General features: G+C 72.6%; 33 protein-coding genes and 1 pseudogene. 22 read left to right on the forward strand and 12 right to left on the reverse strand.

The window, feature by feature from the left end; genetic code table 11:
- Positions 1 to 77 precede the first annotated feature (77 nt).
- Together ACWEVN_RS20520 and ACWEVN_RS20525 are read left to right on the forward strand one after the other, a co-directional pair.
- Complete coding sequence (locus ACWEVN_RS20520; RefSeq protein ID WP_452052308.1) at positions 78 to 1,550, forward strand: HAD-IIIA family hydrolase; 1,473 nt, start codon at positions 78 to 80, stop codon at positions 1,548 to 1,550.
- Positions 1,547 to 2,593 carry a glycosyltransferase family 9 protein gene (locus ACWEVN_RS20525; RefSeq protein WP_452052309.1) on the forward strand — a complete coding sequence of 349 codons (1,047 nt, stop codon included), beginning with the start codon at positions 1,547 to 1,549 and terminating at the stop codon, positions 2,591 to 2,593. Before ACWEVN_RS20520 ends, ACWEVN_RS20525 begins: the two co-directional genes overlap by 4 nt.
- 37 nt (positions 2,594 to 2,630) lie before the next feature.
- On the opposite strand, the gene ACWEVN_RS20530 is transcribed toward ACWEVN_RS20525, so the two are convergent.
- Positions 2,631 to 2,819, reverse strand: a complete 189-nt coding sequence (locus ACWEVN_RS20530) for a DUF2795 domain-containing protein (RefSeq protein WP_452052310.1) — start codon at positions 2,817 to 2,819, stop codon at positions 2,631 to 2,633.
- Between the two features lie 60 nt (positions 2,820 to 2,879).
- Positions 2,880 to 3,899 carry a Ppx/GppA phosphatase family protein gene (locus tag ACWEVN_RS20535; protein WP_449682962.1) on the reverse strand — a complete coding sequence of 340 codons (1,020 nt, stop codon included), beginning with the start codon at positions 3,897 to 3,899 and terminating at the stop codon, positions 2,880 to 2,882.
- A gap of 77 nt (positions 3,900 to 3,976) precedes the next feature.
- Between ACWEVN_RS20535 and ACWEVN_RS20540 the strand changes: the two are divergent.
- From ACWEVN_RS20540 to ACWEVN_RS20625, 18 genes and pseudogenes are all read left to right on the forward strand, one after another.
- Positions 3,977 to 4,801, forward strand: a pseudogene (locus ACWEVN_RS20540) (SDR family oxidoreductase).
- A 152-nt stretch (positions 4,802 to 4,953) separates the two neighbouring features.
- Complete coding sequence (locus ACWEVN_RS20545; RefSeq protein WP_452052311.1) at positions 4,954 to 5,391, forward strand: DUF4383 domain-containing protein; 438 nt, start codon at positions 4,954 to 4,956, stop codon at positions 5,389 to 5,391.
- Between the two features lie 64 nt (positions 5,392 to 5,455).
- Positions 5,456 to 5,623, forward strand: coding sequence for a hypothetical protein (locus tag ACWEVN_RS20550; RefSeq protein ID WP_449682959.1), 168 nt, complete (start codon positions 5,456 to 5,458; stop codon positions 5,621 to 5,623).
- A complete protein-coding gene (locus ACWEVN_RS20555; RefSeq protein WP_452052312.1) occupies positions 5,620 to 6,036 on the forward strand; it encodes a hypothetical protein in 417 nt (138 codons plus the stop codon). The genes ACWEVN_RS20550 and ACWEVN_RS20555 overlap by 4 nt, the downstream gene beginning before the upstream one ends.
- Complete coding sequence (locus ACWEVN_RS20560; RefSeq protein WP_452052313.1) at positions 6,033 to 6,242, forward strand: VOC family protein; 210 nt, start codon at positions 6,033 to 6,035, stop codon at positions 6,240 to 6,242. The genes ACWEVN_RS20555 and ACWEVN_RS20560 overlap by 4 nt, the downstream gene beginning before the upstream one ends.
- Before the next feature lie 16 nt (positions 6,243 to 6,258).
- Positions 6,259 to 7,713 carry a recombinase family protein gene (locus ACWEVN_RS20565; protein ID WP_452052314.1) on the forward strand — a complete coding sequence of 485 codons (1,455 nt, stop codon included), beginning with the start codon at positions 6,259 to 6,261 and terminating at the stop codon, positions 7,711 to 7,713.
- 305 nt (positions 7,714 to 8,018) lie between these two features.
- Positions 8,019 to 8,237, forward strand: coding sequence for a helix-turn-helix domain-containing protein (locus tag ACWEVN_RS20570; protein WP_452052315.1), 219 nt, complete (start codon positions 8,019 to 8,021; stop codon positions 8,235 to 8,237).
- 63 nt (positions 8,238 to 8,300) lie between these two features.
- Positions 8,301 to 9,287 carry a helix-turn-helix domain-containing protein gene (locus ACWEVN_RS20575; protein ID WP_452052316.1) on the forward strand — a complete coding sequence of 329 codons (987 nt, stop codon included), beginning with the start codon at positions 8,301 to 8,303 and terminating at the stop codon, positions 9,285 to 9,287.
- On the forward strand, positions 9,277 to 9,540 hold the full coding sequence (locus ACWEVN_RS20580) for a hypothetical protein (RefSeq protein WP_452052317.1): 264 nt from the start codon (positions 9,277 to 9,279) through the stop codon (positions 9,538 to 9,540). The genes ACWEVN_RS20575 and ACWEVN_RS20580 overlap by 11 nt, the downstream gene beginning before the upstream one ends.
- An 86-nt stretch (positions 9,541 to 9,626) precedes the next feature.
- Positions 9,627 to 10,178 carry a helix-turn-helix domain-containing protein gene (locus ACWEVN_RS20585; protein WP_452052318.1) on the forward strand — a complete coding sequence of 184 codons (552 nt, stop codon included), beginning with the start codon at positions 9,627 to 9,629 and terminating at the stop codon, positions 10,176 to 10,178.
- A complete protein-coding gene (locus tag ACWEVN_RS20590) occupies positions 10,175 to 10,375 on the forward strand; it encodes a hypothetical protein (protein ID WP_452052319.1) in 201 nt (66 codons plus the stop codon). The genes ACWEVN_RS20585 and ACWEVN_RS20590 overlap by 4 nt, the downstream gene beginning before the upstream one ends.
- A complete protein-coding gene (locus ACWEVN_RS20595) occupies positions 10,353 to 10,802 on the forward strand; it encodes a hypothetical protein (protein WP_452052320.1) in 450 nt (149 codons plus the stop codon). The genes ACWEVN_RS20590 and ACWEVN_RS20595 overlap by 23 nt, the downstream gene beginning before the upstream one ends.
- A 119-nt stretch (positions 10,803 to 10,921) precedes the next feature.
- Entirely contained in the window at positions 10,922 to 11,254 is a 333-nt protein-coding gene (locus tag ACWEVN_RS20600) for a hypothetical protein (RefSeq protein WP_452052321.1), read from the forward strand.
- Complete coding sequence (locus tag ACWEVN_RS20605) at positions 11,251 to 11,682, forward strand: hypothetical protein (RefSeq protein ID WP_452052322.1); 432 nt, start codon at positions 11,251 to 11,253, stop codon at positions 11,680 to 11,682. Before ACWEVN_RS20600 ends, ACWEVN_RS20605 begins: the two co-directional genes overlap by 4 nt.
- Positions 11,679 to 12,623: a hypothetical protein gene (locus tag ACWEVN_RS20610; RefSeq protein ID WP_452052323.1), complete on the forward strand. Its 945-nt coding sequence runs from the start codon at positions 11,679 to 11,681 to the stop codon at positions 12,621 to 12,623. The genes ACWEVN_RS20605 and ACWEVN_RS20610 overlap by 4 nt, the downstream gene beginning before the upstream one ends.
- A gap of 14 nt (positions 12,624 to 12,637) precedes the next feature.
- The gene (locus ACWEVN_RS20615) at positions 12,638 to 13,108 is read left to right on the forward strand and encodes a DUF7426 family protein (protein ID WP_452052324.1); all 471 of its coding nucleotides are present in this window, start codon (positions 12,638 to 12,640) and stop codon (positions 13,106 to 13,108) included.
- A gap of 35 nt (positions 13,109 to 13,143) precedes the next feature.
- The gene (locus tag ACWEVN_RS20620; protein ID WP_452052325.1) at positions 13,144 to 13,320 is read left to right on the forward strand and encodes a hypothetical protein; all 177 of its coding nucleotides are present in this window, start codon (positions 13,144 to 13,146) and stop codon (positions 13,318 to 13,320) included.
- 5 nt (positions 13,321 to 13,325) lie between these two features.
- Complete coding sequence (locus ACWEVN_RS20625) at positions 13,326 to 15,818, forward strand: hypothetical protein (RefSeq protein WP_452052326.1); 2,493 nt, start codon at positions 13,326 to 13,328, stop codon at positions 15,816 to 15,818.
- A gap of 390 nt (positions 15,819 to 16,208) precedes the next feature.
- Here the strand turns inward: ACWEVN_RS20625 and ACWEVN_RS20630 are convergent, their stop codons facing one another.
- From ACWEVN_RS20630 to ACWEVN_RS20660, 7 genes are all read right to left on the reverse strand, one after another.
- Complete coding sequence (locus ACWEVN_RS20630) at positions 16,209 to 16,451, reverse strand: hypothetical protein (RefSeq protein ID WP_452052327.1); 243 nt, start codon at positions 16,449 to 16,451, stop codon at positions 16,209 to 16,211.
- The gene (locus ACWEVN_RS20635) at positions 16,448 to 16,684 is read right to left on the reverse strand and encodes a hypothetical protein (protein WP_452052328.1); all 237 of its coding nucleotides are present in this window, start codon (positions 16,682 to 16,684) and stop codon (positions 16,448 to 16,450) included. Before ACWEVN_RS20635 ends, ACWEVN_RS20630 begins: the two co-directional genes overlap by 4 nt.
- A complete protein-coding gene (locus ACWEVN_RS20640; RefSeq protein ID WP_143060698.1) occupies positions 16,681 to 16,950 on the reverse strand; it encodes a hypothetical protein in 270 nt (89 codons plus the stop codon). The genes ACWEVN_RS20635 and ACWEVN_RS20640 overlap by 4 nt, the downstream gene beginning before the upstream one ends.
- 62 nt (positions 16,951 to 17,012) lie before the next feature.
- Entirely contained in the window at positions 17,013 to 18,191 is a 1,179-nt protein-coding gene (locus tag ACWEVN_RS20645; RefSeq protein ID WP_452052329.1) for a helix-turn-helix domain-containing protein, read from the reverse strand.
- A gap of 84 nt (positions 18,192 to 18,275) precedes the next feature.
- Positions 18,276 to 18,494 (reverse strand): hypothetical protein, encoded by a 219-nt coding sequence (locus ACWEVN_RS20650; protein ID WP_452052330.1) that lies wholly within the window; start codon positions 18,492 to 18,494, stop codon positions 18,276 to 18,278.
- Between the two features lie 119 nt (positions 18,495 to 18,613).
- Positions 18,614 to 18,961, reverse strand: coding sequence for a hypothetical protein (locus ACWEVN_RS20655; RefSeq protein ID WP_452052331.1), 348 nt, complete (start codon positions 18,959 to 18,961; stop codon positions 18,614 to 18,616).
- On the reverse strand, positions 18,958 to 19,338 hold the full coding sequence (locus ACWEVN_RS20660) for a DUF6907 domain-containing protein (RefSeq protein WP_452052332.1): 381 nt from the start codon (positions 19,336 to 19,338) through the stop codon (positions 18,958 to 18,960). Before ACWEVN_RS20660 ends, ACWEVN_RS20655 begins: the two co-directional genes overlap by 4 nt.
- A 20-nt stretch (positions 19,339 to 19,358) precedes the next feature.
- Here ACWEVN_RS20660 and ACWEVN_RS20665 point away from each other — a divergent pair, with 20 nt between their 5' ends.
- Entirely contained in the window at positions 19,359 to 19,616 is a 258-nt protein-coding gene (locus ACWEVN_RS20665) for a VOC family protein (RefSeq protein WP_452052336.1), read from the forward strand.
- Positions 19,617 to 19,626: 10 nt separating this feature from the next.
- Here the strand turns inward: ACWEVN_RS20665 and ACWEVN_RS20670 are convergent, their stop codons facing one another.
- The 3 genes from ACWEVN_RS20670 to ACWEVN_RS20680 form a co-directional block, all read right to left on the reverse strand.
- A complete protein-coding gene (locus tag ACWEVN_RS20670) occupies positions 19,627 to 20,049 on the reverse strand; it encodes a DUF6292 family protein (RefSeq protein WP_452052333.1) in 423 nt (140 codons plus the stop codon).
- Positions 20,050 to 20,131: 82 nt separating this feature from the next.
- Positions 20,132 to 20,773, reverse strand: coding sequence for a phosphoribosyltransferase (locus ACWEVN_RS20675; protein ID WP_452052334.1), 642 nt, complete (start codon positions 20,771 to 20,773; stop codon positions 20,132 to 20,134).
- A gap of 4 nt (positions 20,774 to 20,777) precedes the next feature.
- Positions 20,778 to 21,116 (reverse strand): hypothetical protein, encoded by a 339-nt coding sequence (locus ACWEVN_RS20680; RefSeq protein WP_449678420.1) that lies wholly within the window; start codon positions 21,114 to 21,116, stop codon positions 20,778 to 20,780.
- 157 nt (positions 21,117 to 21,273) lie between these two features.
- Between ACWEVN_RS20680 and ACWEVN_RS20685 the strand changes: the two genes are divergently transcribed.
- Entirely contained in the window at positions 21,274 to 22,704 is a 1,431-nt protein-coding gene (locus ACWEVN_RS20685; RefSeq protein ID WP_452052335.1) for a glycoside hydrolase family 76 protein, read from the forward strand.
- Positions 22,705 to 22,786 lie beyond the last annotated feature (82 nt).

Genomic DNA, 22,786 nt, shown 5'->3' on the forward strand with positions numbered 1-22,786 from the left:
TCGTCGCCCGCCGGTTACCCGGGCGCGACGGCTTCGACACGCCGTTTGATCACCCCCGCCCGGGGTAACCGGGGCCGGTGACGCTCGACTACACCGTGGTGATCCCCACGACGGGCCGGGAGACACTTCGGCCACTGCTGGAAACCCTGCTGACCGGCCCGGACCCGCGGCCGGCGGAAATCCTGGTCGTCGACGACCGCCCGAGCGGACCCGAGCTGGACGTCCCCGGCGGCGTCCGCGTGCTGCGCTCCGGCGGGCACGGACCCGCGGCGGCGCGGAACCTCGGCTGGCGCACCGCGAAGAGCGAATGGATCGCGTTCGTCGACGACGACGTCGTGCTCGCTCCCGACTGGGCGCGGCAGCTCGAGGCCGACCTCGGCTCGCTGCCGCCGGACGTGGCCGCCTCCCAGGGCCGGATCACCGTGCCGCTGCCCACCGACCGGCGGCCCACGGACGACGAACGCGGTACCGCCGGGCTCGAGCACGCGCGGTGGATCACCGCCGACATGGCCTACCGCCGTAGTGCCCTGGTCGAAGCGGGCGGGTTCGACGAGCGGTTCCCGCGCGCGTTCCGCGAAGACTCCGACCTCGCGCTGCGCGTCGCCGAGGCCGGGCACCGGATCGACCAGGGCGAACGGCTGACCACGCACCCCGCCCGGCGCGCCGGGTTCTTCTACAGCCTCAAAGCCCAGCGCGGCAACGCCGACAACGCGTTGATGCGGGCCAAGCACGGCGTGCTCTGGCGGCAGCGCACCGGCGCCGGATCCGGCCGGCTGGGCCTGCACGCACTGTCCACAGTGGCCGGTCTGGCCGCGCTCGCGCTGCCGCTGTTCAAGCAGCGCGGGAAGGCCTTGCTCGCGGCCGGTGTCTGGGCCGGGCTGACGGCTGAATTCACGACCCGCCGCATCCTGCCCGGCCCGCGGACCCCCGGCGAAGTGGCGCGGATGGTCGTCACCAGCGCCCTGATCCCGCCCGCCGCGTGCTACCACCGGCTGCGCGGGGAGGTCGCCGCGCGGCGGCCCCGGCCCCCGGTCGCGGTGCTGTTCGACCGGGACGACACGCTCATCGTCGACGTCCCCTACCTGAACGACCCGGACGGCGTCCGCCCGGTGCCCGGTGCCGTCGAGCTCGTCCGGGGGCTGCGGGAGCGCGGGATCCCGGTCGGCGTGGTGAGCAACCAGTCCGGAGTTGCGAAAGGACTGATCACCCCCGGCCAGCTCGACGCGGTGAACGCCCGCGTCCAGGAACTGTTCGGCCCGTTCGGCACCTGGCAGGTCTGCGTCCACGACGACGGCGACGGCTGTGCGTGCCGCAAACCGGCCCCCGGCATGGTGTTGCGGGCCGCCGGCGAGCTCGGCGTCGATCCCGCGTCCTGTGTGGTCATCGGCGACACCGGCGCCGACGTCGAGGCCGCGCTCGCGGCCGGCGCCCGTGCGGTGCTGGTACCGACCCACCGCACGCTCGAACCGGAGATCGCCCGCGCCCGCCGGCACGCCGCCGTCGCGCGGGACCTGTCCGAGGCGCTGCGCGTCGCCGGGGTCGCCGGATGACCCGGGTGCTCGTCGCCCGGCAGGACAACCTCGGGGACGTCCTGCTCGCCGGTCCCTGCGTTCGCGCGGTCGCCGCGTCCGGAGCGCACGTGACGCTGCTGACCGGACCGCACGGCCGGGCCGCGGGCGAGTTGCTGCCGGGCGTGGCCGACCTGCTCACTTGGACCGCGCCGTGGATCGACCCCGAGCCCCCGCCGGTGACCGCCGAGGACACCGGCGCGTTCGTCGCGCTGATCCGCGCGAAGTCGTTCGACCGCGCGCTGATCCTGACGTCGTTCCACCAGTCCCCGCTCCCGCTGGCGCTCCTGCTGCGACAGGCCGGGGTGCCGTGGATCGGCGCGATTTCCGAGGACTACCCGGGCAGCCTGCTCGACCTGCGCCACCGCGTCGACGGCGATCCGCCGGAGCCGGAACGCATGCTGTCGCTCGCCGAAGCGGCCGGGTACGCCCTGCCGCCGGACGACCACGGCGCCCTGGCGCTGCGCCGACCGCTGCCGGACATGGCCCGGCTGACCGGCGGCGGGGCGTACGTCGTGGTGCACCCCGCGGCGTCGGTGCCCGCCCGCCAGCCGTCGGCGGCGTGGAGCCGCGAGACGGTGCGGGCTCTCGCGGCCGACGGGCACCGGGTGCTCGTGACGGGGGCGCCGGCGGAGCGCGCACTGACCCAGGAGGTGGCCGGGACGGCGGCGGTGGACCTCGGCGGCCGGACGTCCCTGCCCCAGCTGGCGGCGGTGCTGTCCGGCGCTCAGGTCGTGGTGGCCCCGAACACCGGCCCCGCACACCTGGCCGCGGCGGCGGGCACTCCGGTGGTTTCGCTGTTCGCGCCGGTGGTGCCGCAGGAACGGTGGGCGCCGTACGGCGTTCCCACGGTGGTCCTGGGCGACCAGCACGCCCCCTGCCGCGCCACTCGCGCCCGGGTCTGCCCGGTCCCCGGCCATCCGTGTCTCGACACGATCGACCCCGCCGACGTCTGCCGCGCGGTGACCGCCCTCGCGCTTCCCGGCGCCGTCGTTCCCGAGGGCGCCGAGCTGACGGCGAGGTGACCGCGGCCCGGGTGCGGTACCCGGGCCGCGAAGCACGTCAGCCGCCGATCTCCTTGCTCACCCCGCTGGGCCCTTCGTAGGTCCGGTCCGGCAGGCCGCGCACGACGTCCAGGGTGTCCGAGTCGGCACCGTTCCGCTCGGCGGCACGCACCAGGTCGTCGCGCTGCGCCGGGTAGTCGACGCCGGACAGGTACTTCTGCAGTTCGATCGGGTTCGGCTTGCTCACGGGAGCTCTCCTTCCGTTCGGGGAACCGCGCGGTTACCCCGCCGGGCGGTCCACACACGCTCAGGACGGCACCGGCTGCTCCCCCGCCGGGTGAAGGTGGCGGACCTCCGCGTCCGGGTGGCGCGTCAGCGGCACCAGCGGCAACGGCGTCGACTCGGCGAGCTGTTCCAGGTGCCGCAACAGGATTCCTTCCCGCAACGCCCACGGGCAGACCTCGACGCTCGGGACGTCCAGCGCCGACAACGTCCCTTCCGCCGCCAGCGCGCCGGCCACCACCTGCCGGGCCCGCGGCTTCGAAATACCGCGGAACCCGGCCCGTTCCGCCGCCGGGACGCGGGCCAGCCGCGGGATCCAGCCGCGCACGTCCGCGACCACCAGTTCGCGCGTGACGAACGGGCCCTTGCGCTGCGGCGCGGCGCCGGTGAGGCGGGCCAGCTGCTTGAACGTCTTCGACGTCGCGACGACCCGGCGCGGCGGCCCTTCCCAGCGCAGGCGGTCCAAGACCTCCGACAGCGTGTCGCGGACGTGCCGGCGCAGCGCCTTCACCTGCCGGCGCGTCGGCGGATCGGCGGTGAGGAACTCGCGGGTCAGCCGGCCGGCGCCCAGCGGGAGCGAGACGGCCAGCTCGGGCTCGACGTTCCGGCCGAGCACCAGCTCCATCGACCCGCCCCCGATGTCGATCAGCAGCAGCCGCCCGGCCGACCAGCCGTACCAGCGGCGCGCGGCGAAGTACGTCAGCCGCGCCTCCTGCTCGCCGGACAGGAACTGCGGCCGGATGCCGGAGCCCGCCTGGATGCGGTCGATGACCTCGTCGCGGTTCACCGCGTCGCGCACCGCCGCGGTGACGAACGGGTACAGGTGGTCGACGCCGAGCCGCACCGCCGCGTCGACCGCCCGGCCCACCGCGCCCGTCACCCGCTCGATGCCCTCTTCGCTCAACGTCCCGTCCGGCCGCAGTTCCTCGGCGAGCAGCGTCGGTTCCTTCACCGCGTGCGCCGGAAGCGGCGGGGCTCCGGCGGAAACGTCCACCACCTGCAGCTGAGCGGAATTCGACCCGATGTCCAGCACGGCCAGTCTCATCGGGCCGGAATACCCCGCGGCCTCGCGTTTAGTCCCCGGAGCGGGTGGTAGCCGACCGGGAACGAAAGGAGATGCCCGTGTCGCTCCCGGCGCCGCTACCCGCCGAAGCCGCCTCGCCGCGGCGCGCCGTCGTCACCGGCGCCGACTCCGGCATCGGGCGCGCGGTCGCCGCCGCGCTCGCCGGCGGCGGTCTCGACGTCGGCATCACCTACCACTCCGACGCCGGCGGCGCCGAGGAAACCGCGGCCGAAGCCCGCTCGCACGGCGTGACCGCGCACGTCCGGCAGCTCGATCTGACCGATCTGCCGGCCGCCGCCGACGTCGTCGACGCGTTCGCCGGGGACCTGGGCGGCATCGACGTCCTGGTCAACTGATCCGGCACCGGCAGCAGCCGGCTCGCGATGGACCTCGGCTACGAGAAGTGGCGGCAGGTCCTCGACGTCGACCTCGACGGCGTCTTCCTGCTGTCCCAGCGCGCCGCCCGGCACATGATCGACGCCGGGCGCGGCGGCCGGATCATCACCATCACCAGCGTTCACGAGCACGTCCCGCGCGTCGGCGCCGCGCCTTATTGCGCCGCGAAAGCCGGCGCGGGCGCGTTGACCCAGGTCCTCGCCCTGGAGCTCGCCGAGCACGGCATCACGGTGAACTCGGTGGCGCCCGGCGAGATCTCGACCCCGATGACCGGCCAGACCGACGCCGACCCGCGCGAGCAGGACCGGCCCGGCATCCCGCTCGGCCGCCCCGGCCACGCGGCCGAGGTGGCGGCCGCGGTCGCGTTTCTGGCCACCCCGGCGGCCGGCTACATCACCGGCACGTCGCTCGTCGTCGACGGCGGCCTGCTGCTGATGGGAGCCCAGCACGGGACCGCCCACCGCGGTCACGACTGGCGTTCCCCCTGAGACCAGGGGCCCGCGTCCTGGCTGCAGGGACCGGCGTGGGCTCCGGCCGCGGGCCGGACGGCGGCTCCCCCAGCCCGCCGTCCGGCCCCTTCCACTTGTCCGTTTTCCGCACGCCTGACGGGGTATCCGGCCGCGGAGGGAAGGAGAAACCCATGTCTTCCGCCGAAACCCGCACCCCGGCGTCGTGGCTCCGGCCGGTCGTCGCCGTCCTCGGGCTGCTCTACCTCGTGCTGGGGATCGCCGGGTTTCTGACCCCGGAGACCGCCGCGGTCGGCCACGAGACCAGCCGCGTCGTCTGGATCTTCAGCGTGACGCCGTTGCTCAACCTCGTCCACTCGGTGGTCGGCGTGCTCGGGCTGCTCGCCGCGACCCGCCGCACCGGCGCGATCATCTACTGCTGGGTGCTGTTCGTCGGCTTCACCGGGATGACCGCGTACGGCATCCTCGCCACCTCGCTCGTCAACCCCGAGGACCCGATCAACCTGAACTGGGCGGACAACTGGCTGCACGGGCTGACCGCGGCCGCCGCCCTGGTGCTCGGCATCGTGGCGGCGCGGGCGGTCAACCGGACCACGGCACGCTCGCGGTGACGCCGGCCGTTTCGCCGGGCGATCGCCGGGTAGCCGCAGAGAACACCGCGTGAAGGAGGTTCCCGTGCACCGTGAAAGCGACCGGCATTCGCCCCGGGAGGACGAGGCGATCAAGGCCGAGCTGCAGGGGACCCTGCAGGGCAACGGCCCGACCCGCGCCGAGCAGTGGCGCGACCCCGAACTCCCGGCGGACGACGAACCGGAAGTCCCACCCTTGGGCGGCGGAGCATGACCGCGGTCGACGCCCCCACCGTCGTCGTGCACTACCGCCTCCACGCGGACTTCGCCGTCGGATCCCCGCCGGTGCGCCGGATTTTGGGTCCGCACGCCGGCCTGGACCTGGACGCCGACGGCTTGCGCGTCCGGTTCGGGCCGTGGCTGGTCGAGACGCCGCTGAGCAACCTGGCCGGCGCCGAGGCCACCGGCCCGTACCGTGCGGTTCGCGTCCTGGGCGCCCGACTCTCACTGGCCGATCGCGGTCTGACTTTCGGCACCACCACGCAGGGTGGCGTGTGCCTCCGGTTCCGGGAGCCGGTCCGGGGCATCGATCCGTGGGGGCTGGTGCGCCACCCGGGCCTGACGGTGACGGTGGCCGAACCGGACCTGGTCGCCGAAGCCGTCAACCGGATCGTGGGGGCCGCATGACGGCGGCCCGGATCCTGGCCGTGACGGTCGACTGCCGCCAGCCGGACCTGCTGGCCGAGTTCTGGGCCGCGGCGCTCGGCAGCGCGAAGACCCGCCCGTGGACGGACTCCCACGGCCTGACATACCGCCAGGTCGAGTTCGACGACGGCCCCGCGCTGCTGTTCCAGCCGGTGCCCGACGGGAGTTGCCGTCAATACGTAACCTAGGGCACGATGCTGGATCGTGACCGGATACGTAGCGCTCTACTGCCGCCTCTCCCCGCGCCCTGACGGGTCCTATGAGGGGGTCGAGGCCCAGGAACGGTGGGGCCGGGAGTACGCCGCCCAGACGTGGCCAGGGCGCCCGATCGAGGTGTTCGCCGACGCTGGCGTGTCCGCCGCGGGTGATGATCTCCGGCCCGAGTTCGAGCGGCTCCGGAAGTGGCTCAGCGACGGGAAGATCATCCACGTCTGGGCGGTCGAGCAGTACCGCATCGAACGGAACGAAGTCCGGTGGTTCCGACTGGCCGCCGAGCTGGACGCCGCCGGGATCAGCGAGCTGCACACGAACCGCGACGGGATCGTCCGTGTGCAGGACGACGTCGCCGGCATCAAGGCCGTGCTCGGCGCGGGCGAGGTCCGTCGAATCAAGCGCCGCGTGAACGACATGCTCGCCGAGAAGGCAGCTCTCGGCCTGCCGGGCGGCGGCCGACGGTTCGGGTACCGGAACACTACGAACGACGACGGCGTGAAGACCTACGAGCACGAGCCTGTTCAGGCCGAGGCGCTCCGCTGGGCCGCGGAGAAGGTCCTCAGCGGGTGGGCGCTGGAGAACATCGCAGCCGCGCTCCGGGCCCGCGGGGTCACCGGCACGCACGGCGGCGCGCTGACCGGCAAGGGCATCCGTCGCGTCATCCTGAGCCCGATCAGCGCGGGTTTCCGCGTGTACCGGGACCGCATCGTCGGCAAGGGCAACTGGCCGCCGATCCTCGACGAGGACACGTGGCGGGAGTGCCAAGTCCGGCTCACCGAGAATCGCAGCGTCACCAGGAGCGACGGGCGGGAGTACCCGATCGCGACCGCGCGCCACGTGGGCTCCCGAGCTGGCCGGCGGTACCTGCTCACCGGCGGCATCACCGTGTGCGGCGTGTGCGGCGCCCGGATGATCGCGTCGATGAAGCAGCTGCGGAACCGCGAGCCGAAGCCGTACTACCTCTGCCACCCGAAGTACGGCGGGAAGTCCTGCGTCGGGATCCTCGGTGTCGAGCTGGAAGAGCACGTGCGTGACCGACTGTTCGAGGAGCTGGACAAGCCGGAGTTCCTCGAGGCCATCGCGGCCGACGACCACGACGAGCGACGCGAGGCGCTCGGAAAGGGCCTGCAGGACATCGAGCGGCGCCGCCGCGAGCTCGCGGCCCTGTGGGGTACGCCGGGCGAGCTGACCGACGTCGAGTGGAAGTCCGCGCGCCAGGCGCTTGCTGCGACGGAGCAGAAGCTGCGAACCGAGCTCGCGGAACTGCCGCCGCCGGCCGTCCACGTCGACATCGCCGCGGTCCGCGAGGCGTGGCCGGACATGCTGCTCGACGAGCAGCGCGAGTTCGTGCGGCTGTTCGTCGAGAAGGTGACGATCAAGCGGGCCCGGCCGGGGCTGAAGGCGTTCGACGGCGACCGTGCCGTGATCGACTGGCGCAAGCGGTGAACGTCGACACGCCGTCGCGTGGCGGGGGGGCGAACGGTAAGGGTGCTCCTGTAGTACCGTTGTTGCCACAACAGAATGACGAGTCGCTAGTTCGATCTTCGCGCTGAGCGTCCGGAGGCCAGGCGCCCCGGAATCGCGACAAGGGCCAGGCGCCCCTGCAAGAGGTGAGGACGAACGGTCGGAGAAGGCCCAGGCGGTCATTAAGGTCCCAAGTGGACCGAATCTTCTACGCCGAGCATGTACGTGATCCCGTAAGGGTGGATCGCGTCTGCTCGGCGTTCGCATGTCCCCCTGGAGTACCTCCCGTGGCTCGGCAATTCTCTGGCCGACGGCTCCGCGACGAACGCACCGCGGCCGGTCTGACCCCCGAACATCTCGCGATCCGAATCGATCGCTCCGTCTTCGCCGTGCACTCGTATGAACGCGGTGCCGCGAACCCCTCCGTCGCCGTACTCGCGCGCCTTGCGGACGTGCTCGACTGCCCTACGGACGCTCTGTTTGAGCAGACAGCGGTGGCGTCGTGACGGCGCCCCACGAGGCGCCTGTCGAGGCCACGCGCGCACTCGACGACCCCGTCACACTCGCGCGTGCCGCTCGCATCGTGCGCGCCGCGCTGGAACGCCGCCGGGCTTCGCCACCCGACGCAACCACCGAGGCAGGTGGTCGTGCCGTCGCATGAGAACGGGCGAGGCCCCGAGAAGGCCCCGCCCGCGCACACCTACCCGACCGTCAACCGGGATGACAGCAACGAGCGTAGCGCCTGGGTATGCGTGCCTGCCGTTGCGTGGGTTCTCGACGAGGCACCAGACGTCCCGGCATCGCTCGTCGCGACGCTCGTCGGCCTCGCACGCCATGCCGACGAGAACGGCCGGAACACCTTCCCGAGCGAAGCAGCGCTCGCGCGGTACACCCGGAAGACGGTGCGCCAGGTCCGGCGCGACCTCGCCGAGCTGCTGAGCCGCGGCCTGATCCGTCGACCCGAGGACCAAAGCGCTGCATCCGGCATTCGTGGCGACCGCAGGCCGACCGTGTACGACCTCGCGTGTGCCCCCGACCGTGCCGACGACCGGACACCCACGACCGGTCGCCAACGTCCGACCGGACACACACGACCGGACGCCGATGACCAGACGACCGGACATCAGGGGCAGGACGACCGGACACCAGCGTCCTCCGAAGAACCCCTGAAGAAGCCAGAACAAGCAGCTGCTGCGCCGGATCCCGCCACGGAAGAGGACGCCACGACGGCAGCACTCGCCGCGCGCCTGGACGTCGACTACCCCACCGCGGCTCGGATCGTCTCCGAGGTCGAGCGCAAGCGGTCCCCCGGCAACCTCGGCGCGTACCTCCGGGCCTTGTCAGAGGCCGACCTGCGCGCGTTCGTGGCGCCGCCTCGGACCGCGGCCAGCGCATCGCGAGGCGGAAGCCTGCCGCCGCTGTGCGGCCGATGCGACGCGCGCCCCGGCGACCCGCCAACCGCCCGGATCGAGTGGCTCGACAACGACCGCTCCCGATCCCGCCCCTGTCCGCGCTGCCACCCGGCGCGCAAGGAGGTGAGCTCCGATGCGGCATGACCACCACTACGACCGGTACGGCGAGCGCGTCGAGGACGACGACGAACGCAACGACGCCCCACACCGGTGCGACCGCGGCTTCGTCGACCGGGACGCCGACCACCCGGTCCCCTGCCTCGTGTGCCGCCCGCACCTCGCACCCGACCAGCTCGCCCCAGAGCCCCGCAAGCCCACACCAGCCCCCGAGGTCGCCCGCGCCGGCATCCGCGCCTGCCGCGCCGCCCTCGCCGCCGCGAAAGGCTCCCGCCGATGACCGCTACCGCGCCGCCGGGCGTCTCGCGCACGCGCGCACGCGTTGCGCCGCCCCCTTCACGCGACCACCGGTCGCCAAGTGGTCGCGTGTCCCCCGCCGAGCGTGCCCGGCTCCGCGCGACCCTCGGCACGCTGCTCACCACCGAGCGCGTCGCGGCCGGCTGGAGCGTGCGGCGCCTCGCCCGCGCGGCCGGGCTCGACCGGCGGACCCTGCAGCGCCTCGCGGCCGGCACCATGCGGCCGCGCGAGGTGACGCTGGCCGCCCTCGCGTCGGTGCTCGCGGTCGACGACCCCCGCCCGCTCGCCGCGCGGCTCCTGGCGGCCGCTGGGCCCTCGCTGCGCCCGAACACCGACGGCGCGGTCCGGCGCCGGGTGCACCGCGCCGGGCTCGCCCTCGTCGCCGGGTACAGGCCGCTGTCGAGCGGCCTCGCCGAGCGGGTGCAGCTGCACCGGGCGGCGTGCGCTGCCCGTGACCGGGCGTACGGCCTGCTCCACCGTCCCGGCGCGCTCGACGACCCTGCCGTGCTCGACGAGATCGGCCAGCTGCTCGACGAGTCCCGGCAGCTGCACGAGCAGGCCGGGCCGTCCGTGGTGATCCGGATCGGCCGGCACGAGATCCACGCGGGGTGGGCCGGATGACCGAACCCACGACACCTCGCGCCCGGGCGCACGCGCTGCTCCACGAGCTCCGCCGGGAGCAGAGGGACGACAAGATCCGCGCCGGCCGCCTGCAGCCGCGGACACACCGCGAACTCGCCGTCTTCCGCGATGGCCTCCGAGAGCGGTTCGACCTCGGCGAGGAGGGACCGGCCGATGACCAGCCCACCGAGTCCTGACGTCGCGGCGCTGGTCGCTCCGGACGGCAGCGTCACCGTGCCCGCGGACCTCGCGGGCGAAGTCCTGAAGTTCATGGTGTTCGCCTTCACGGAGCACACCCGCACGACCGGAGCCATGCCCACGTCCCGGGCCGTCCGGTTCCTCCGGGCCTTGGACGTCGGCAGGCAACGGCACGAGAACGGTGGGACACCGCCAGACAGCCCGCCAGCCGCGCCCGGCAGGTCTGTGCGCGAGGTCGCCGACGAGATGGGGTGCACGCCGCAGCGCGTACGGCAGCTGCTCGCCGCCGGCCGCCTTCCTGGACGCAAGACTCGCGGCGGTTGGATCGTCTACAGCGGACACCAATTTGCGCATCCGCAAGGGCCGCAAAGGACTTCGGCCACACTGATCACAGCCACCGAGCGCCAGGCGCGCGACGTCGGCTGATCCACCGTCCAGGCCAGGCGCCGGACGTCGCACCGCCACCGCCCGCCAGGCGCGAGCGGGGATCGCGTGCAGGCCACGCGAGACACCAAACCAGCACTGACCGTCCCGAAAGGAGCGTCATGACGACGACCACCACCGCCCCCACCTCCAGCACCCTTCGCAGGTACACGCCCACCGGCTCCGGCGGCGGCACCACCGTGTCCTTCGCGCAGCGCACAGAACCGGTCTACATCGACGAGGCGGCGTGCACGATCACCGAACCGATCATGTTCAAGGTCACCTGCCCCAACCTTCCCGCCGGTGACGGGCGACAGAACGACCTCGTGGCCTACCTCCCCGTCGGAGACCCGGACCTCCCCCGGCTGCAGGACGACCAGCACTACGTGGTCGAGCCCGTCGACCACGTGCCCGCGGCCTACTTGGTCGCGTCCGGCATCCTGGCGTCCGAGTGACCGAGGACCACGCGGACGTCCCACCCGACCAGGGCGCCGGCGAGATCGTCGGCGGCCGAGCCTTGGACGCGGCCGACCCGACGCACGAGGTCCAGCCCGACGCGTGCCTCGTGTGCGACCGCACGGACCGGCGCCAGCTGCACCGGGTCAGCCTCACCGCGCAGGACATGGCCGCTGCGGGCCTCGGCGGCCGCCCGCCGGTCGTCTGCCTCACCCACTACGCGGCCGCGATGCGCAGCGTCGGCACCCCGACCGCAACCGGCGGCTCGCCGACGTGCATCGCCTGCCACCACGGCGATCCCGGCTACTTCGGGCCGGTCGCCGTGTTCCCGCTGCAGCCCGGCCCGGCGGCCCGGCCCAGCTACCGCGCGTGCGCCCGGCACCTCGCCGAGGCGATCGTCGCCCTCACCCAGGAGGCACCAGCATGACCAGCCCCCGCGGCCCGTTCGGCCGCTCCTTCGGGCGCCGGTTGTCGGCGATCCAGCCGTACACGCCGGCCGAGTCCGTGCCGACGGACCAGCACCTCGAAACCCTGCGCCAGGCCCCAACCAACCTCCAGGCCATCCTCGTCGAGCACCGGACTGCCCTCCAGGACCTCCGCCGCCAGGCGCAGGAAGACCCGAACCTCACCGAGGAAGGCCGACGGGCGTACATCGCAGGCAGGTCCGAGCCGATCCACCAGCGCACAGGCCAAGCCGTAGCCGCGCTCGACGACCAGACGGGCACGGCGTACGGCGCACTTCAGCAGCGCTCCATCAGCTCGCTGCCGGACCCCACGCCCGGCGTCGAGGGGATGCTTGCCCGGCAGGCCGCGTGGTCGCGCGTGCAGACGCTGCTCGGCACCGGCATGACACCGCAACAGGTGATCGACGAGACCGACGATCCCGAGACGCTGCACGCCCTTGAGGACGAGCTGCCGACAGTCCTGCGATCCCGGGGCGCGTCGCTGGACGACGCCAAGGCGATCATCGACACCGTGCACGACCGCCTGGCCGAGATCACCGGCGAGAGCGCGACGAACGCGCGATTGGCGGCCCGTGAGGCGGATGTTCACATGGCCGGCTTGGAGCATCTGCTGAGGCACGCCAAGAGCGAGGCGGCGGGAGGCGACTCCTCCGGCGGCATGAGTGCTGCGATCGCCGCGCAGCTCGCTCGCGACAGGATGGCCTCCGGCGTGCCGCTGGAGGACGACGAGCGGCCGGCCCCGAGCAGCAACCGCAGCCTCGAAGGCGCCATCCGCACCGCCTACACCTCGCCGACCATGCTGCGCCACGCGATCAACGACCAGATGCGCCGCGCCGCCAAGCGCCCGCACGCACCCACCGACCAGGCCAACGGCGACGCCCGCGGCCAGCACCCTCAGTACTGAACGGAGTTCCGCACGTGACGGTCAAAGACCTGTCGGCCTACCTGGCCGATGACGCGCTGCACGTCCCCGTCGACGGGACGACCTACCGGATCCCCTCGCCGGACGCCCTGACGGGCCTCAAGCTGATGAGCGTCTACCTGATCAGCGAGGACGTCGAGATCACCGAAGAAGCCGCGCAGGCGCTCGCCGACGACAAGCGGGATTACGTCTCCCTCGTGCTTGGCTCCGCCCTGGACGAGATGGTGGCCGGCGGCGTCTCCTGGATCAAGATCCAGCGGATCGCGCGGTACGCGCTGCTGTTCTTCACCCTCGGCGAAGAGGTCGCCGACCACGCGATGACGTCCGGTGCCCTCTCGGGGGAAGCCCCCGCCCCGAGTCCGAACGGACGCGGCACCCGCGCGTCACGGGCCGGGGCGACTACGACGCGGCATCGGGCCTCCACCGCTGGTACGACGTCCCGCAAGAAGCCCTCAACGAAGCGGTAGGCCCGAGCTGGCCAGAGCTTCTGGACCAGTGGCTCTTGATCGAGGCCGACCTGCACGAGACCTACGGCCTCGACGTCGGCGACCGGGTGCTCATGCACGCCCGTTCCTGGCGGTGGCTCAGCACGCGGATCGCCGGCCTGTTCGGGGCCGAGACCCGCGTACACCGCCACTTCTTCCCGCCGCCCCCGCCGCCTGACCCGAACCGGAGGTAGCCGCCTTGGCGTTGAACATCGGCGAGCTCGTCGCCTACCTCAAGATGAACAAGGCCGACTGGGACCGGGGCAAGGCCGCCGCGAAGCGGGATCTCGAGGACATCGGCGACGAGGCCGAGAAGTCCGGCAAGAAGGTCGACCGGTCCACAAAGGACGCGGCCACCAAGGCCGAGAAGAACTTCAACGGCATGAAGTTCGCCGGCCTCACCGTGGGGCTCCCGGCCGCGGCCGCCATCGGTTCGGTCGCCGTGGCCGGGAGCCTCGTGCTGATGACGGCCGGGTTCGCGGCTTTCGGGGTGGCCGCCGTCGCGAAGTCGGACGCCGTGCAGGCCCGGCTCAGCGTGCTGTCGTCGCAGTTCAAGAGCGACGCCGAAACGATGTCCGAGCCGCTGCAGGACGACGTCGTAGGCGCCATCGACGACGTGGGGGCGGCCTGGGTGCGGCTCCGCCCGCTGGTCACGTCCGCGGTACAGGCGTCCGCGCCCCAGATCCGCCAGCTGACGGGCGCGGCGACCGACCTCGGTGAGAACGCCATGCCGGGCGTGGTCACCGCCGTCCGTGCCGCTGGGCCCGTGTTCCAAGGCCTACGGTCGTTCGCGGCCCAGGCCGGGCAGGGCATCAGCGAGTTCGCCTCGAACGCCTCACGAGGCGCCCAGGGCGCAGGCGACGGACTAAGCACCCTCGGCGGCATCGTCCGCACCGTCGAAGCGCGCCTGGGCTCCCTGTTCGCCAACGTGGCCACCGGATCGGCCGGCCCGCTGCGGTCGCTGTTCGTGATCGTCGACGAGGTGACCGGCGGCCTGGTCGACCTCACTTCGCAGGGCTCCGGCGCCCTCGGGGTGCTGCAGGGGTTCTCGTCGGCGGGCTCCGGCCTGGCGACCGTGCTGCACGGCGTGCTCACCGCGGTGTCCGCGCTCCCGCCCCAGGTGACGCAGTTCGTCGGCGGGATCGGCGCGGCCGGGCTGATCTTGAGCAAGTTCGGGGTGGACGCTGGCGCCAGCTTCAAGGGGCTCGGCGACAAGATCAAGGCTGCCGACGGCATCGGCGGCAAGTTCAAGACGACCATGTCCGGCCTCGCCGCCGGCGCGTTGAGTCCGGCCACGCTCGCGACAGCCGGCCTCGGCGTAGCCCTGCTCATCATGGGCCAGGACGCCGAGCGTGCCGCCAAGGCCGCGGCGACCCTCGACGCCTCGCAGCGGTCGTACACGGAGGCCCTGCGGTCGTCGAAGGGTGCGATCGACGACAACGTCCGCGCATCCGTCGCGCAGGACCTCGCGCAGAAGACCATCAACGGCAACAGTAAGTCGCTGCTGGACTTCGCGAAGCAGTACGGCGTGGCCCTGCCTCAGGTCACCTCCGCGGTGATGGGCGAGAAGGACGCGCTCGACGCCGTCAACCGCCAGCTCGACGCCTACGCCAAGGCCAACCCCGACGCGGCCACAACCGTGCACGCCCTCAAGGCCGCGATCGCCGCGAAGGGTGTCGCGTTCCGCGAGAGCACCGACGCGACTGCTGCCGAGGCGGCGGCGACGGACCAATCAACCGAGGCGCAGAACCGGTCCCGGGACGCAGTGAACGCGCTCACCCAGGCGATCTACGCGCAGCAGAACGCCCAGCTCGGCTACCGAGGCGCGGTGCTGAACTCGAAGCAGGCGCTCGCCGACTACGCCAAGGTGTCCAAGGACGGCAAGGCCACCGAGGACGACAAGGCCCGCTCGCTGCTCGGCGTCGAGCAGGCATTCGCCGCACAGGAGCAGGCCGCGTACCAGGCTGCGTACGCGAACTCGGCGGCCCGCGACGAGTCGGGCAAGGTGTCCGACGCGCTCAAGGCGCAGAACCGCGAGACGATCAACCTCGCGAACTCGTGGTCCGGGCCGCTGCCGGCCAGCCTGCAGCAGAGCATCTCCAAGATGTCCGTCGCCGACCTCACCGCATCCGGGCTCAAGGTCAACGTCAACAACCTCGGTCAGGCCGTCGTCCAGCTCCCGGGCGGCAAGAACATCGTGCTCACCTCGAACGCCGCGGCCGAGGAAGCGAAGGTGGCGGCGCTCCGGGACCGGATCAACGAGCTGCGCAATCGCGAGATCACCATCGCCGTGAACACCTTCTACGGCACGTCGGGCCGCGGATCGAGCCTCACCGGGCCCGCCATCGCGCGCAAGGACGGCGGCCTGGTCGGAGGCTACGCGAACGGCGGGGCTCCGCGGTTCCCGTACGGTGGCCTCTTCCGAGGTGTCGGCGGACCGCGGGACGACGCGAACCTCATCGCGATCAGCGATCGGGAGTTCATCGTCAACGCCGCTGCTACCACACGAAACCTCCCGCTGCTGGAGGCGATCAACAGCGGCGCACAGGTCACGCCGGCTGCAGCGCCCGCGGGCGGCGGCGGGGGCGGGCGCACCACCACGGTGAACATCGGCACGTTCGCCCCGCCGGCCAACGCGTCGCCGTGGGACATCGCAGAGGAGCTGGATTGGATGGCCCGGACCGGCGGCTGACGGGCGCCGAGCTGGCGACGGCTGAGCGGCTCGCTAAGCCGTCGCCAGCAGCCGCCGGGGTGTTCCCCCGCGCGAAGCCGTTCCGGCCGCGCGTGCGGCCAGCGGGGTAGGGCGAGGACACGAAGCCGCCCGCCGCGCACGGAGGGAGGACGGCGCGACGGGCGGCGTGGGTTGCCCGGCCGCCGCAGGCTCGGGGACACTGCGGCGGCCGAGCGGATCAGGGGTCCCGCGGTGCTGGCGGCTGCTCGGGCTCTTCCGTGGCGCCGCCCGAGGCGGTGTCGGTGCCGGGGTTGGGGCAGGGGCGCCGGTTCCGGACTTGGGCCGACATCTGTTGAGCCATCGCGGCCGCAGCCAGGTCGATGCCCTCGGCGCCTTTCCCGGTGACGGCCATCAGCCAGCCGCCCAGCACGCGCGGCAACACAGCCTGTGGTGCCCACTCCCGGGCTCCGGGCGGTCCGAGATCTCGACCCGGGCGTGCCGCTCCGGGTACAGCGGATCGGCGCTGTGCGCGGGCACCAGCCAGTCGACGCCGGGGTCCGCGAGGTCGGCCTTCAGGTAGCGGTGGATCTGCCTGTCCTCGCGGTGGTACCGGGCCGCCCACTCGCTCGCGGCCGGCGCCGTCACGGCGGTCACCGTCCGCCCTCTCGCTGCCACCAAGTGAGCAGCACGCGGCGGATCACCTCGGGCAGCTCGGCGCCGATCTCCTCCAGCGGCATCAAGGCCGTCTTGCCGTCGACCCGGATTGCCGGCTGAGTGCCGTTCTTCGCCGTGTCGACGAGGCCGAACTGCAGGTCCGTCGGCCGCCCCTCGGCGTCGGTCGTCCGGAACGCCCGGAACAGCTGCCAGCCCTGCTCTCCCGGGCTCACCGCTGGTTCCGCCGCTTCTTGATCTCGACGCGCGCCCGCAGCTCCTCGACGTCGAGGAGCGTCATCATCGCGTTGAGGCTGATCTGGCCGTGCACGCTGCCGTCGTCCGGCGGTTCAAGCACGGCGGTCGGGCCGTCACCGATCGCCATCGCACCGACCAGTCGGCCTCTGTGGTCGGTCGTGACGCCGGTGATGACCGGCAGTTCCGTGCCGGTGCTGTCCACCGTCATGACCAGGCGCTCACGCTGCCATCCCCGAGACTTCATGATCGCCAGCGTGCGCGCTGGAAGCCGTCGGAGTTTGCCACCCAGGCAAACACTCGGATGGGCTACACGGGCAGGCCGGCCCGGTAGGCCATGCCGCGGAGCTCGCGGCCGATCTGGTCGCGCTTCGCCTTCGCGACCAGCTCCGAGAGGATCGAGCGCATGAACGGGTGCCGATGGATCCGCGCGGGCGAGATCAGCTCGGCCTGGCGCAGCATCAGCACGGCGTCGTTCCGACGCTTCGGCAGGCGGGCGAGGGCCCGGCCGTACTCGCGGTAGTAGGCGGACTTCCGGGTCGGCGAGGGCAGCGCGTCCGGATTCACCGTCTCGGCGATCTTCGCGGCCTCGGCGTGCTCGCCAGCCTCCAGCGCGACCGACATGCGCCACACGCCGACGTTCGACGGGCCGAACCCGAACCACAGGGCGTTGCCCTCGCCGGTGTGCTCGGCGAGGTCGGTAGCGTGGTCGAGCGCGGCGAGCCGCTCGGTGTTGTTGCGTTGCGCCGCCGAGACGAGTGACGACGTCAGCGTGAGCATGCCCGCCAGCTGCGCCTGTTCCGGTGTCCCGGTGCCGGGCGAGGACGTCCGCAACGTCTCCTCGGCCATGTCGAACCCGCCGGCCGCCAGCAGCCCGAACGCCGTGCCGAACCCGCTCACGGCCGTGAACAGCGGCTCGTCGAGCCGCTGCGCCGCGTCCTGGGCGAGCATGGCCGCCTGCCACGCCAGATCCAGGCTCGCGCCGATGTCGCCGAGCCACGCCTGCGTGCCCTGCACGTGGGTGAGCACGAGCAGGCGCAGCACGGCGCGTTCGTCGCGGTGCGCCTGCAGGGTGCTGTGCAAGTCCCGGATCAGGCCCGGCAGCTTCTCGCCGACGAGGCCGTAGTCGCAGTCCCGCTGCGCGGTGAGGATCGCCGTAACCCGCGGTTCCAAGACCTCGGCGGGGAGGACCTGGCCGCGCGGTTGACCCATGCTCACGGCCAGCAGCGCGAGGCGCACCTCGTTCAGCGATCGGTCCTCTTCCAGCTCCCCGGGCGTGGTGAGCGCGCTCCCGGTGATCTCGCTCGGCGCGACCTCCAGCGCGTCAGCGAGGCTCACGATCAGCGACCGACGATCGAGGGCGCGGTCGCCGGACTCCAGCCGGGACAGGTAGGACGCTGAGATGCCCGCGCGGCCGGCCACGACGGCGAGCGACTTGCCGCGGGCGTGGCGGATCTGGCGCAGGTTGTCGCCGATCGCCGAGGGCATGGCGGGTACTCCTCTTCGCGGGGCCTCTCCGCGTGGCCCCGGGAGCTACCCGGGGCCGGTCCTCCGCGAAGAGGTACAACCAGGCTACCGGTCGTCGGCGGCGGCCTCGCGGAGACGGACGATCTCGACGAGCGTTCCCACCACGCCGGCCAGACCAGCGAGCGCGACGACGCCGAACACGACGCGCGCCGCGGGATCGCCGAGGACGTCCGGCACGAGCGCGCCGACGGCGCCGAGCACGGTTACGCCGGCGAGCAGCAGCAGCGCGACGCCGGTGATCCAGGCGAGCCGATTGGACCTCATGTCCGCCCACGTCGCGTGGATCACGCGGGCCGTTACACCGCGGCCGCGGACCGGTGCGGCACCACCGGTCCCCCCGCGGGCCCCGGACGCTGGGCTGTGGCCCGCCGCGCCCGGGAGCACTACTCGTCTTCCTGGATCAGGCGCCGGTACGCCTCGATGGCCTCGTCGTACCTCGCTGGCTCCGGTAGGGCGACCTCTCCGAACGTCTTGTACAGCGCCGCTTCGTACTCGGGTGCGTCGCGCACGGCGTGGAGACCGTGCAGCTGGGCCTCCAGGAAGACACACAGCGCACGAGCGACGAGCTGCTCGAGCAGAGGTGCTTCCGTGGCGGGCTCCAGCTCGGCGAGGACCGCGTCGTCGGCGCGGACCCGGACGTCGTGGGCGACCAAGTCGTCCAGCTCGCGGGCGAGTCGGTTGTCGTCGGCCAGCTGCGCGACGAACGCGGCGACGTCGATGGGCTCGTTCATCGCTGCACCCCCTCGGCCTTCCGGGCCTGCTTCGCCAGCTTGAGCAGCATCCGGCCGACCTGCTCGGCCTCGGCCACCGTGAGCACGAGATCTTCGCTCCCGTCACGCGAGATGTTGATCTCTGGACCGATGTCCCGAAAGCCCTGGTTCATGTCGACGACCACCTCGACCGGCACGAGCTGGGTTCCGCCGTAGACCTCGTGGAGGTGTTCGAGCTTCGGTTCCGCGAGAACCGGTTCGAACTGCAGGCGCAGCCGGGACCAGTGCTGCCGACTTCCGGTGTCCTGGAGTTCCTTGTGCCGGACGTTGCACCAGGGCGGGCAGGAAACGACGTCGGCGACACGCAACCACGAGGGGGTCTGAGTAGTCTTCTTCACGGGTCGGAACCAGCTTTCCGATCAAGGCCCTCGGCTGGTGTTCGCAGCACCGCCGGGGGCCGACTGCCTTGATTACTTGTTGGCAGCCTCTATCGGAGGAGAAGGCCGTCAAGAACCGGCTCCACCTGGATCTGGCCCCGGTCGAAGGAGATCAGCGCGCCGAGGTCGAGCGCTTGGTGATGCTGGGGGCGAAGGTCCTCGACGACCCGCCCGACGACCCGTGGATCGTGCTCGCCGACCCGGAGGGCAACGAGTTCTGCGTGCTGCCGGCCCGCTGATCAGGCTGGTTCAGGCTTGGCCGACCGGGTCGCCGGCGTAGGCGGCCAGGCGGTCGTCGAAGCCGTCGGCGCTGCCGGGTCTGCGGAAGTCCGGCGGGTCGGGCCGGCCCGGGTACTTCTCGCCGTACAGGCCGGCCACGAAGTCCACCACCGCTTCCGGGGCCGGCAGGACGTCCTCGCCCAGGTACGCCAGCACGATGACTTCGTCGCCGCACGAGGACTCGACCGCCGCGGCCCAGCCGTCGCGTTCGTCCCACAGCAGGGCCGTCTCGTGCTCCGGGAACCGGGCGAGCCGCCGCTCCAGCGCGACATACGCGCCGGCCGGGACGTCCACCTCGCAGAACCAGGCGGGCGCGTCCAGTTTGGCCGCCACGGCCAGCAGGTACTGCCGCAGCCCGCGCGCCGCCGCGCCGAGCCCGTCCCGTTCGCTCATCCCGCTCCCGCCTCTTCGGTCGGTGCCCCATCGGGTGATACCCCGTCACCCACCCGGTCAATCCGGGGTGCTTGGGGTGGCGTCACGGGGTGAGCAGGGCGAGAACGTCGTCGTCACCCAATTGGCGGAAATCGGCGTACCACTGCCCGACCGCGCGAAACTCCGGCGGCTCGGCGACGCAGACGACGTCGTCCGCTTCGCGCAGGATCCGCGCGGCTGCGCCGGGGGCGGCGACCGGCGCGGCGAAGACGAGCGTCCGAGGCCGGGCCGCGCGGACGTCACGCAACGCAGCCGTCGCGGTGACGCCGGTCGCCAGCCCGTCGTCGACGAGGACGACGTCACGGCCGGTGAGGCCGGCGGGCTCGCGACCGGCGCGGTACCGCTCGATCCGGCGGCGCGCCTCCGCCCGCTCCCGGGTCTCGGCCCGGGCCAGCCGCGCGGCGGTCAGTCTCATCGCGCGCAGGCCGGCGTCGTCGTAGATCGCCGGCCCGTCCGGGGTGACCGCGCCGACGCCGAACTCGCGGTGGCCGGGCGCGCCGATCTTGCGGGCGACCGCGACGTCCAGTTCCGCGCCGAGCCGCCGCGCGACGACGGCGGCCACCGGCACCCCGCCGCGGGCGAGCCCGAGCACGACCGGATCAGCCCAGTCGCGCAGCCGCAATTCGCCCGCGAGCCGTCGCCCGCCGTCCTCCCGGTCGGCGAAGATCCGCGGCCGCGCGGGCATCAGGTCACGGGCGCCACTCGTCGCGCCAGTCCGGGTGGGCTTCGTACACCGACGCGATGAGCTTGACGGACACGTCGTCGTGGGCGTCGCGGATCTCGCGGCGCAGGAACTCGGCCTTCTCGGCGAACGGCACCGGGTGCCGGTCCTCCATCGCCTCGACCGGCCCGCCGGCGAGCAGCAAGCCGTCGCCGTCGTCGGCGTACATGATCCGCAGCCGCCCGCGCCGTTCGGCCTCGTCGATCAGCGGCAGTTCGCCGGCCCGGACGCGCTCTTCGTCCTCCGCGAGCCGGGCGAGCACGAATTCGTCGAGCTTCGCGGTCGTGGTGTCGTCGAGATTCGTCATGGGCCCGGGATACCCGCCGGGCGGCGGGCTCAAGCGTCGGCGCCCGCTCCTGCCGAGTGCGTGAATTCCTGTCCGGAACCTGTCCCGGAAAGGACTGGACCAATAATATCGGCACCGGAAAATGAGGAGCATCGCCCTTCGACGCGGAAGGTGGCCGATGCACTTCCTCGCCCCGCTGCTGACTGTGGTCCTCGCGGCCACACCGACACCGACGCCGTCCGCCGCTCCCCTGGCGACGATCTGCAACAAGTACTGCGACGCACGGGATCCGGCCTCGTCACCGGGCGATCGCGAAGGTGCTTCGGCCGGCGTCGGCGGCCGGCGGATCACCCTGCACCTCGACGACGGCGACGCCATGGGCTGGGCGGCGATCACCGGCGGCGCGGCCGGCGACCACGTCTGGCTGGACCGCTCGTTCGACGCCGGGCGCACCTGGGCGTCGGGCAGCAAGCTCGGCGACACCGCGACGCCGTCCGGCGCGACGGGCTGGCGGACGCTGATGTACAACGCCGACGACTGGGCGAACAAGGGCGTCGGCCTGCTGCGCGCGTGCGGGCAGCCCGCGGGGTCGGGCAGCATCGCCTGCACCGGCTGGGCCCGCCCGACGTGGAACGCCTGGGACCGGCGCACCGCGGCCGCCACCGCGCTGATGGAGCGGTACAACCTGGGCACCGGCCTGTTCGACACGACCGGGTGGTGGAACTCGGCCAACGCGCTCACCGCGGTCATCGACAACATCCGGATCAGCGGCATGGGCAGCTACCGCTACGCGATCGACACGACGTACACGAAGAACCTCTCGGCGCAGGGCGGCAGCTTCCGCAACGACTACCTCGACGACACCGGGTGGTGGGGCCTCGCGTGGGTCGACGCCTACGACCTGACCGGCGACGGCAAGTACCTCAACACGGCCCGCGCCGATGCCGACCACATGTACGCGTACTGGGACGGCGTCTGCGGCGGCGGGGTCTGGTGGAGCACGAGCCGCACCTACAAGAACGCCATCCCGAACTCGCTGTACATCCAGCTGAACGCGGCCCTGCACAACCGCATCCCGGGCGACACAGTGTACCTGGCGCGGGCCCGGGCGGGCTGGACCTGGTTCGCCGGCAGCGGAATGATCAACGGCTCGAACCTGGTCAACGACGGCCTGACGTCGGCCTGCGCGAACAACGGCCAGCCGACCTGGACGTACAACCAGGGTGTGCCCCTGACGGCGCTCACCGAACTGTCCCGCGCCACCGGCGACGCGAGCCTGCTGACCAAGGCCCGCGCGATGGCGAACGCCTCGACGACGAACGCGTCCCTGAACCCGGGCGGCATCCTCCGCGACCCGGGCGAGACGGCCGGCGGTGGCGGCGTCGACGGCCCGAGTTTCAAGGGTGTGTACGTCCGGGACCTGGCGGCGCTCAACGCGGCTTTGGCCGACCACCCGTACACGGCGTACCTGCAACGCCAGGCGAACGCGGCGTACGCGAACGACCGAAACAGCGCGGACGCGTACGGGCTGCTGTGGGCAGGCCCGTTCGACCAGCCCGACGCGGCCCGCCAGCAGAGCGCCCTCGACCTGATGAACGCGGCCCCCTGACAAACCCGGAACCCGCGTGATCAGAACCGGATCTCGCGTGATTGAAGCCGGATCTCGCGTGATCGGGGCCGGAACCGACGAG

It is taken from the genome of Amycolatopsis sp. NPDC003861, from assembly GCF_053605405.1.

Excerpts from the sequence above, each read along its gene's own strand:
- ACWEVN_RS20610 (WP_452052323.1), top strand. The coding sequence starts at position 11,679 with ATGACCAGCCCCCGCGGCCCGTTCGGCCGCTCCTTCGGGCGCCGGTTG.
- ACWEVN_RS20675 (WP_452052334.1), bottom strand. The coding sequence starts at position 20,773 with ATGCCCGCGCGGCCGCGGATCTTCGCCGACCGGGAGGACGGCGGGCGA.
- ACWEVN_RS20535 (WP_449682962.1), bottom strand. The coding sequence starts at position 3,899 with ATGAGACTGGCCGTGCTGGACATCGGGTCGAATTCCGCTCAGCTGCAG.
- ACWEVN_RS20680 (WP_449678420.1), bottom strand. The coding sequence starts at position 21,116 with ATGACGAATCTCGACGACACCACGACCGCGAAGCTCGACGAATTCGTG.
- ACWEVN_RS20590 (WP_452052319.1), top strand. The coding sequence starts at position 10,175 with ATGACCGAACCCACGACACCTCGCGCCCGGGCGCACGCGCTGCTCCAC.
- ACWEVN_RS20685 (WP_452052335.1), top strand. The coding sequence starts at position 21,274 with ATGCACTTCCTCGCCCCGCTGCTGACTGTGGTCCTCGCGGCCACACCG.
- ACWEVN_RS20525 (WP_452052309.1), top strand. The coding sequence starts at position 1,547 with ATGACCCGGGTGCTCGTCGCCCGGCAGGACAACCTCGGGGACGTCCTG.
- ACWEVN_RS20580 (WP_452052317.1), top strand. The coding sequence starts at position 9,277 with ATGCGGCATGACCACCACTACGACCGGTACGGCGAGCGCGTCGAGGAC.
- ACWEVN_RS20555 (WP_452052312.1), top strand. The coding sequence starts at position 5,620 with ATGACCGCGGTCGACGCCCCCACCGTCGTCGTGCACTACCGCCTCCAC.
- ACWEVN_RS20560 (WP_452052313.1), top strand. The coding sequence starts at position 6,033 with ATGACGGCGGCCCGGATCCTGGCCGTGACGGTCGACTGCCGCCAGCCG.
- ACWEVN_RS20655 (WP_452052331.1), bottom strand. The coding sequence starts at position 18,961 with ATGAACGAGCCCATCGACGTCGCCGCGTTCGTCGCGCAGCTGGCCGAC.
- ACWEVN_RS20645 (WP_452052329.1), bottom strand. The coding sequence starts at position 18,191 with ATGCCCTCGGCGATCGGCGACAACCTGCGCCAGATCCGCCACGCCCGC.
- ACWEVN_RS20595 (WP_452052320.1), top strand. The coding sequence starts at position 10,353 with ATGACCAGCCCACCGAGTCCTGACGTCGCGGCGCTGGTCGCTCCGGAC.
- ACWEVN_RS20600 (WP_452052321.1), top strand. The coding sequence starts at position 10,922 with ATGACGACGACCACCACCGCCCCCACCTCCAGCACCCTTCGCAGGTAC.
- ACWEVN_RS20670 (WP_452052333.1), bottom strand. The coding sequence starts at position 20,049 with ATGAGCGAACGGGACGGGCTCGGCGCGGCGGCGCGCGGGCTGCGGCAG.
- ACWEVN_RS20640 (WP_143060698.1), bottom strand. The coding sequence starts at position 16,950 with ATGAAGTCTCGGGGATGGCAGCGTGAGCGCCTGGTCATGACGGTGGAC.
- ACWEVN_RS20545 (WP_452052311.1), top strand. The coding sequence starts at position 4,954 with ATGTCTTCCGCCGAAACCCGCACCCCGGCGTCGTGGCTCCGGCCGGTC.
- ACWEVN_RS20650 (WP_452052330.1), bottom strand. The coding sequence starts at position 18,494 with ATGAGGTCCAATCGGCTCGCCTGGATCACCGGCGTCGCGCTGCTGCTG.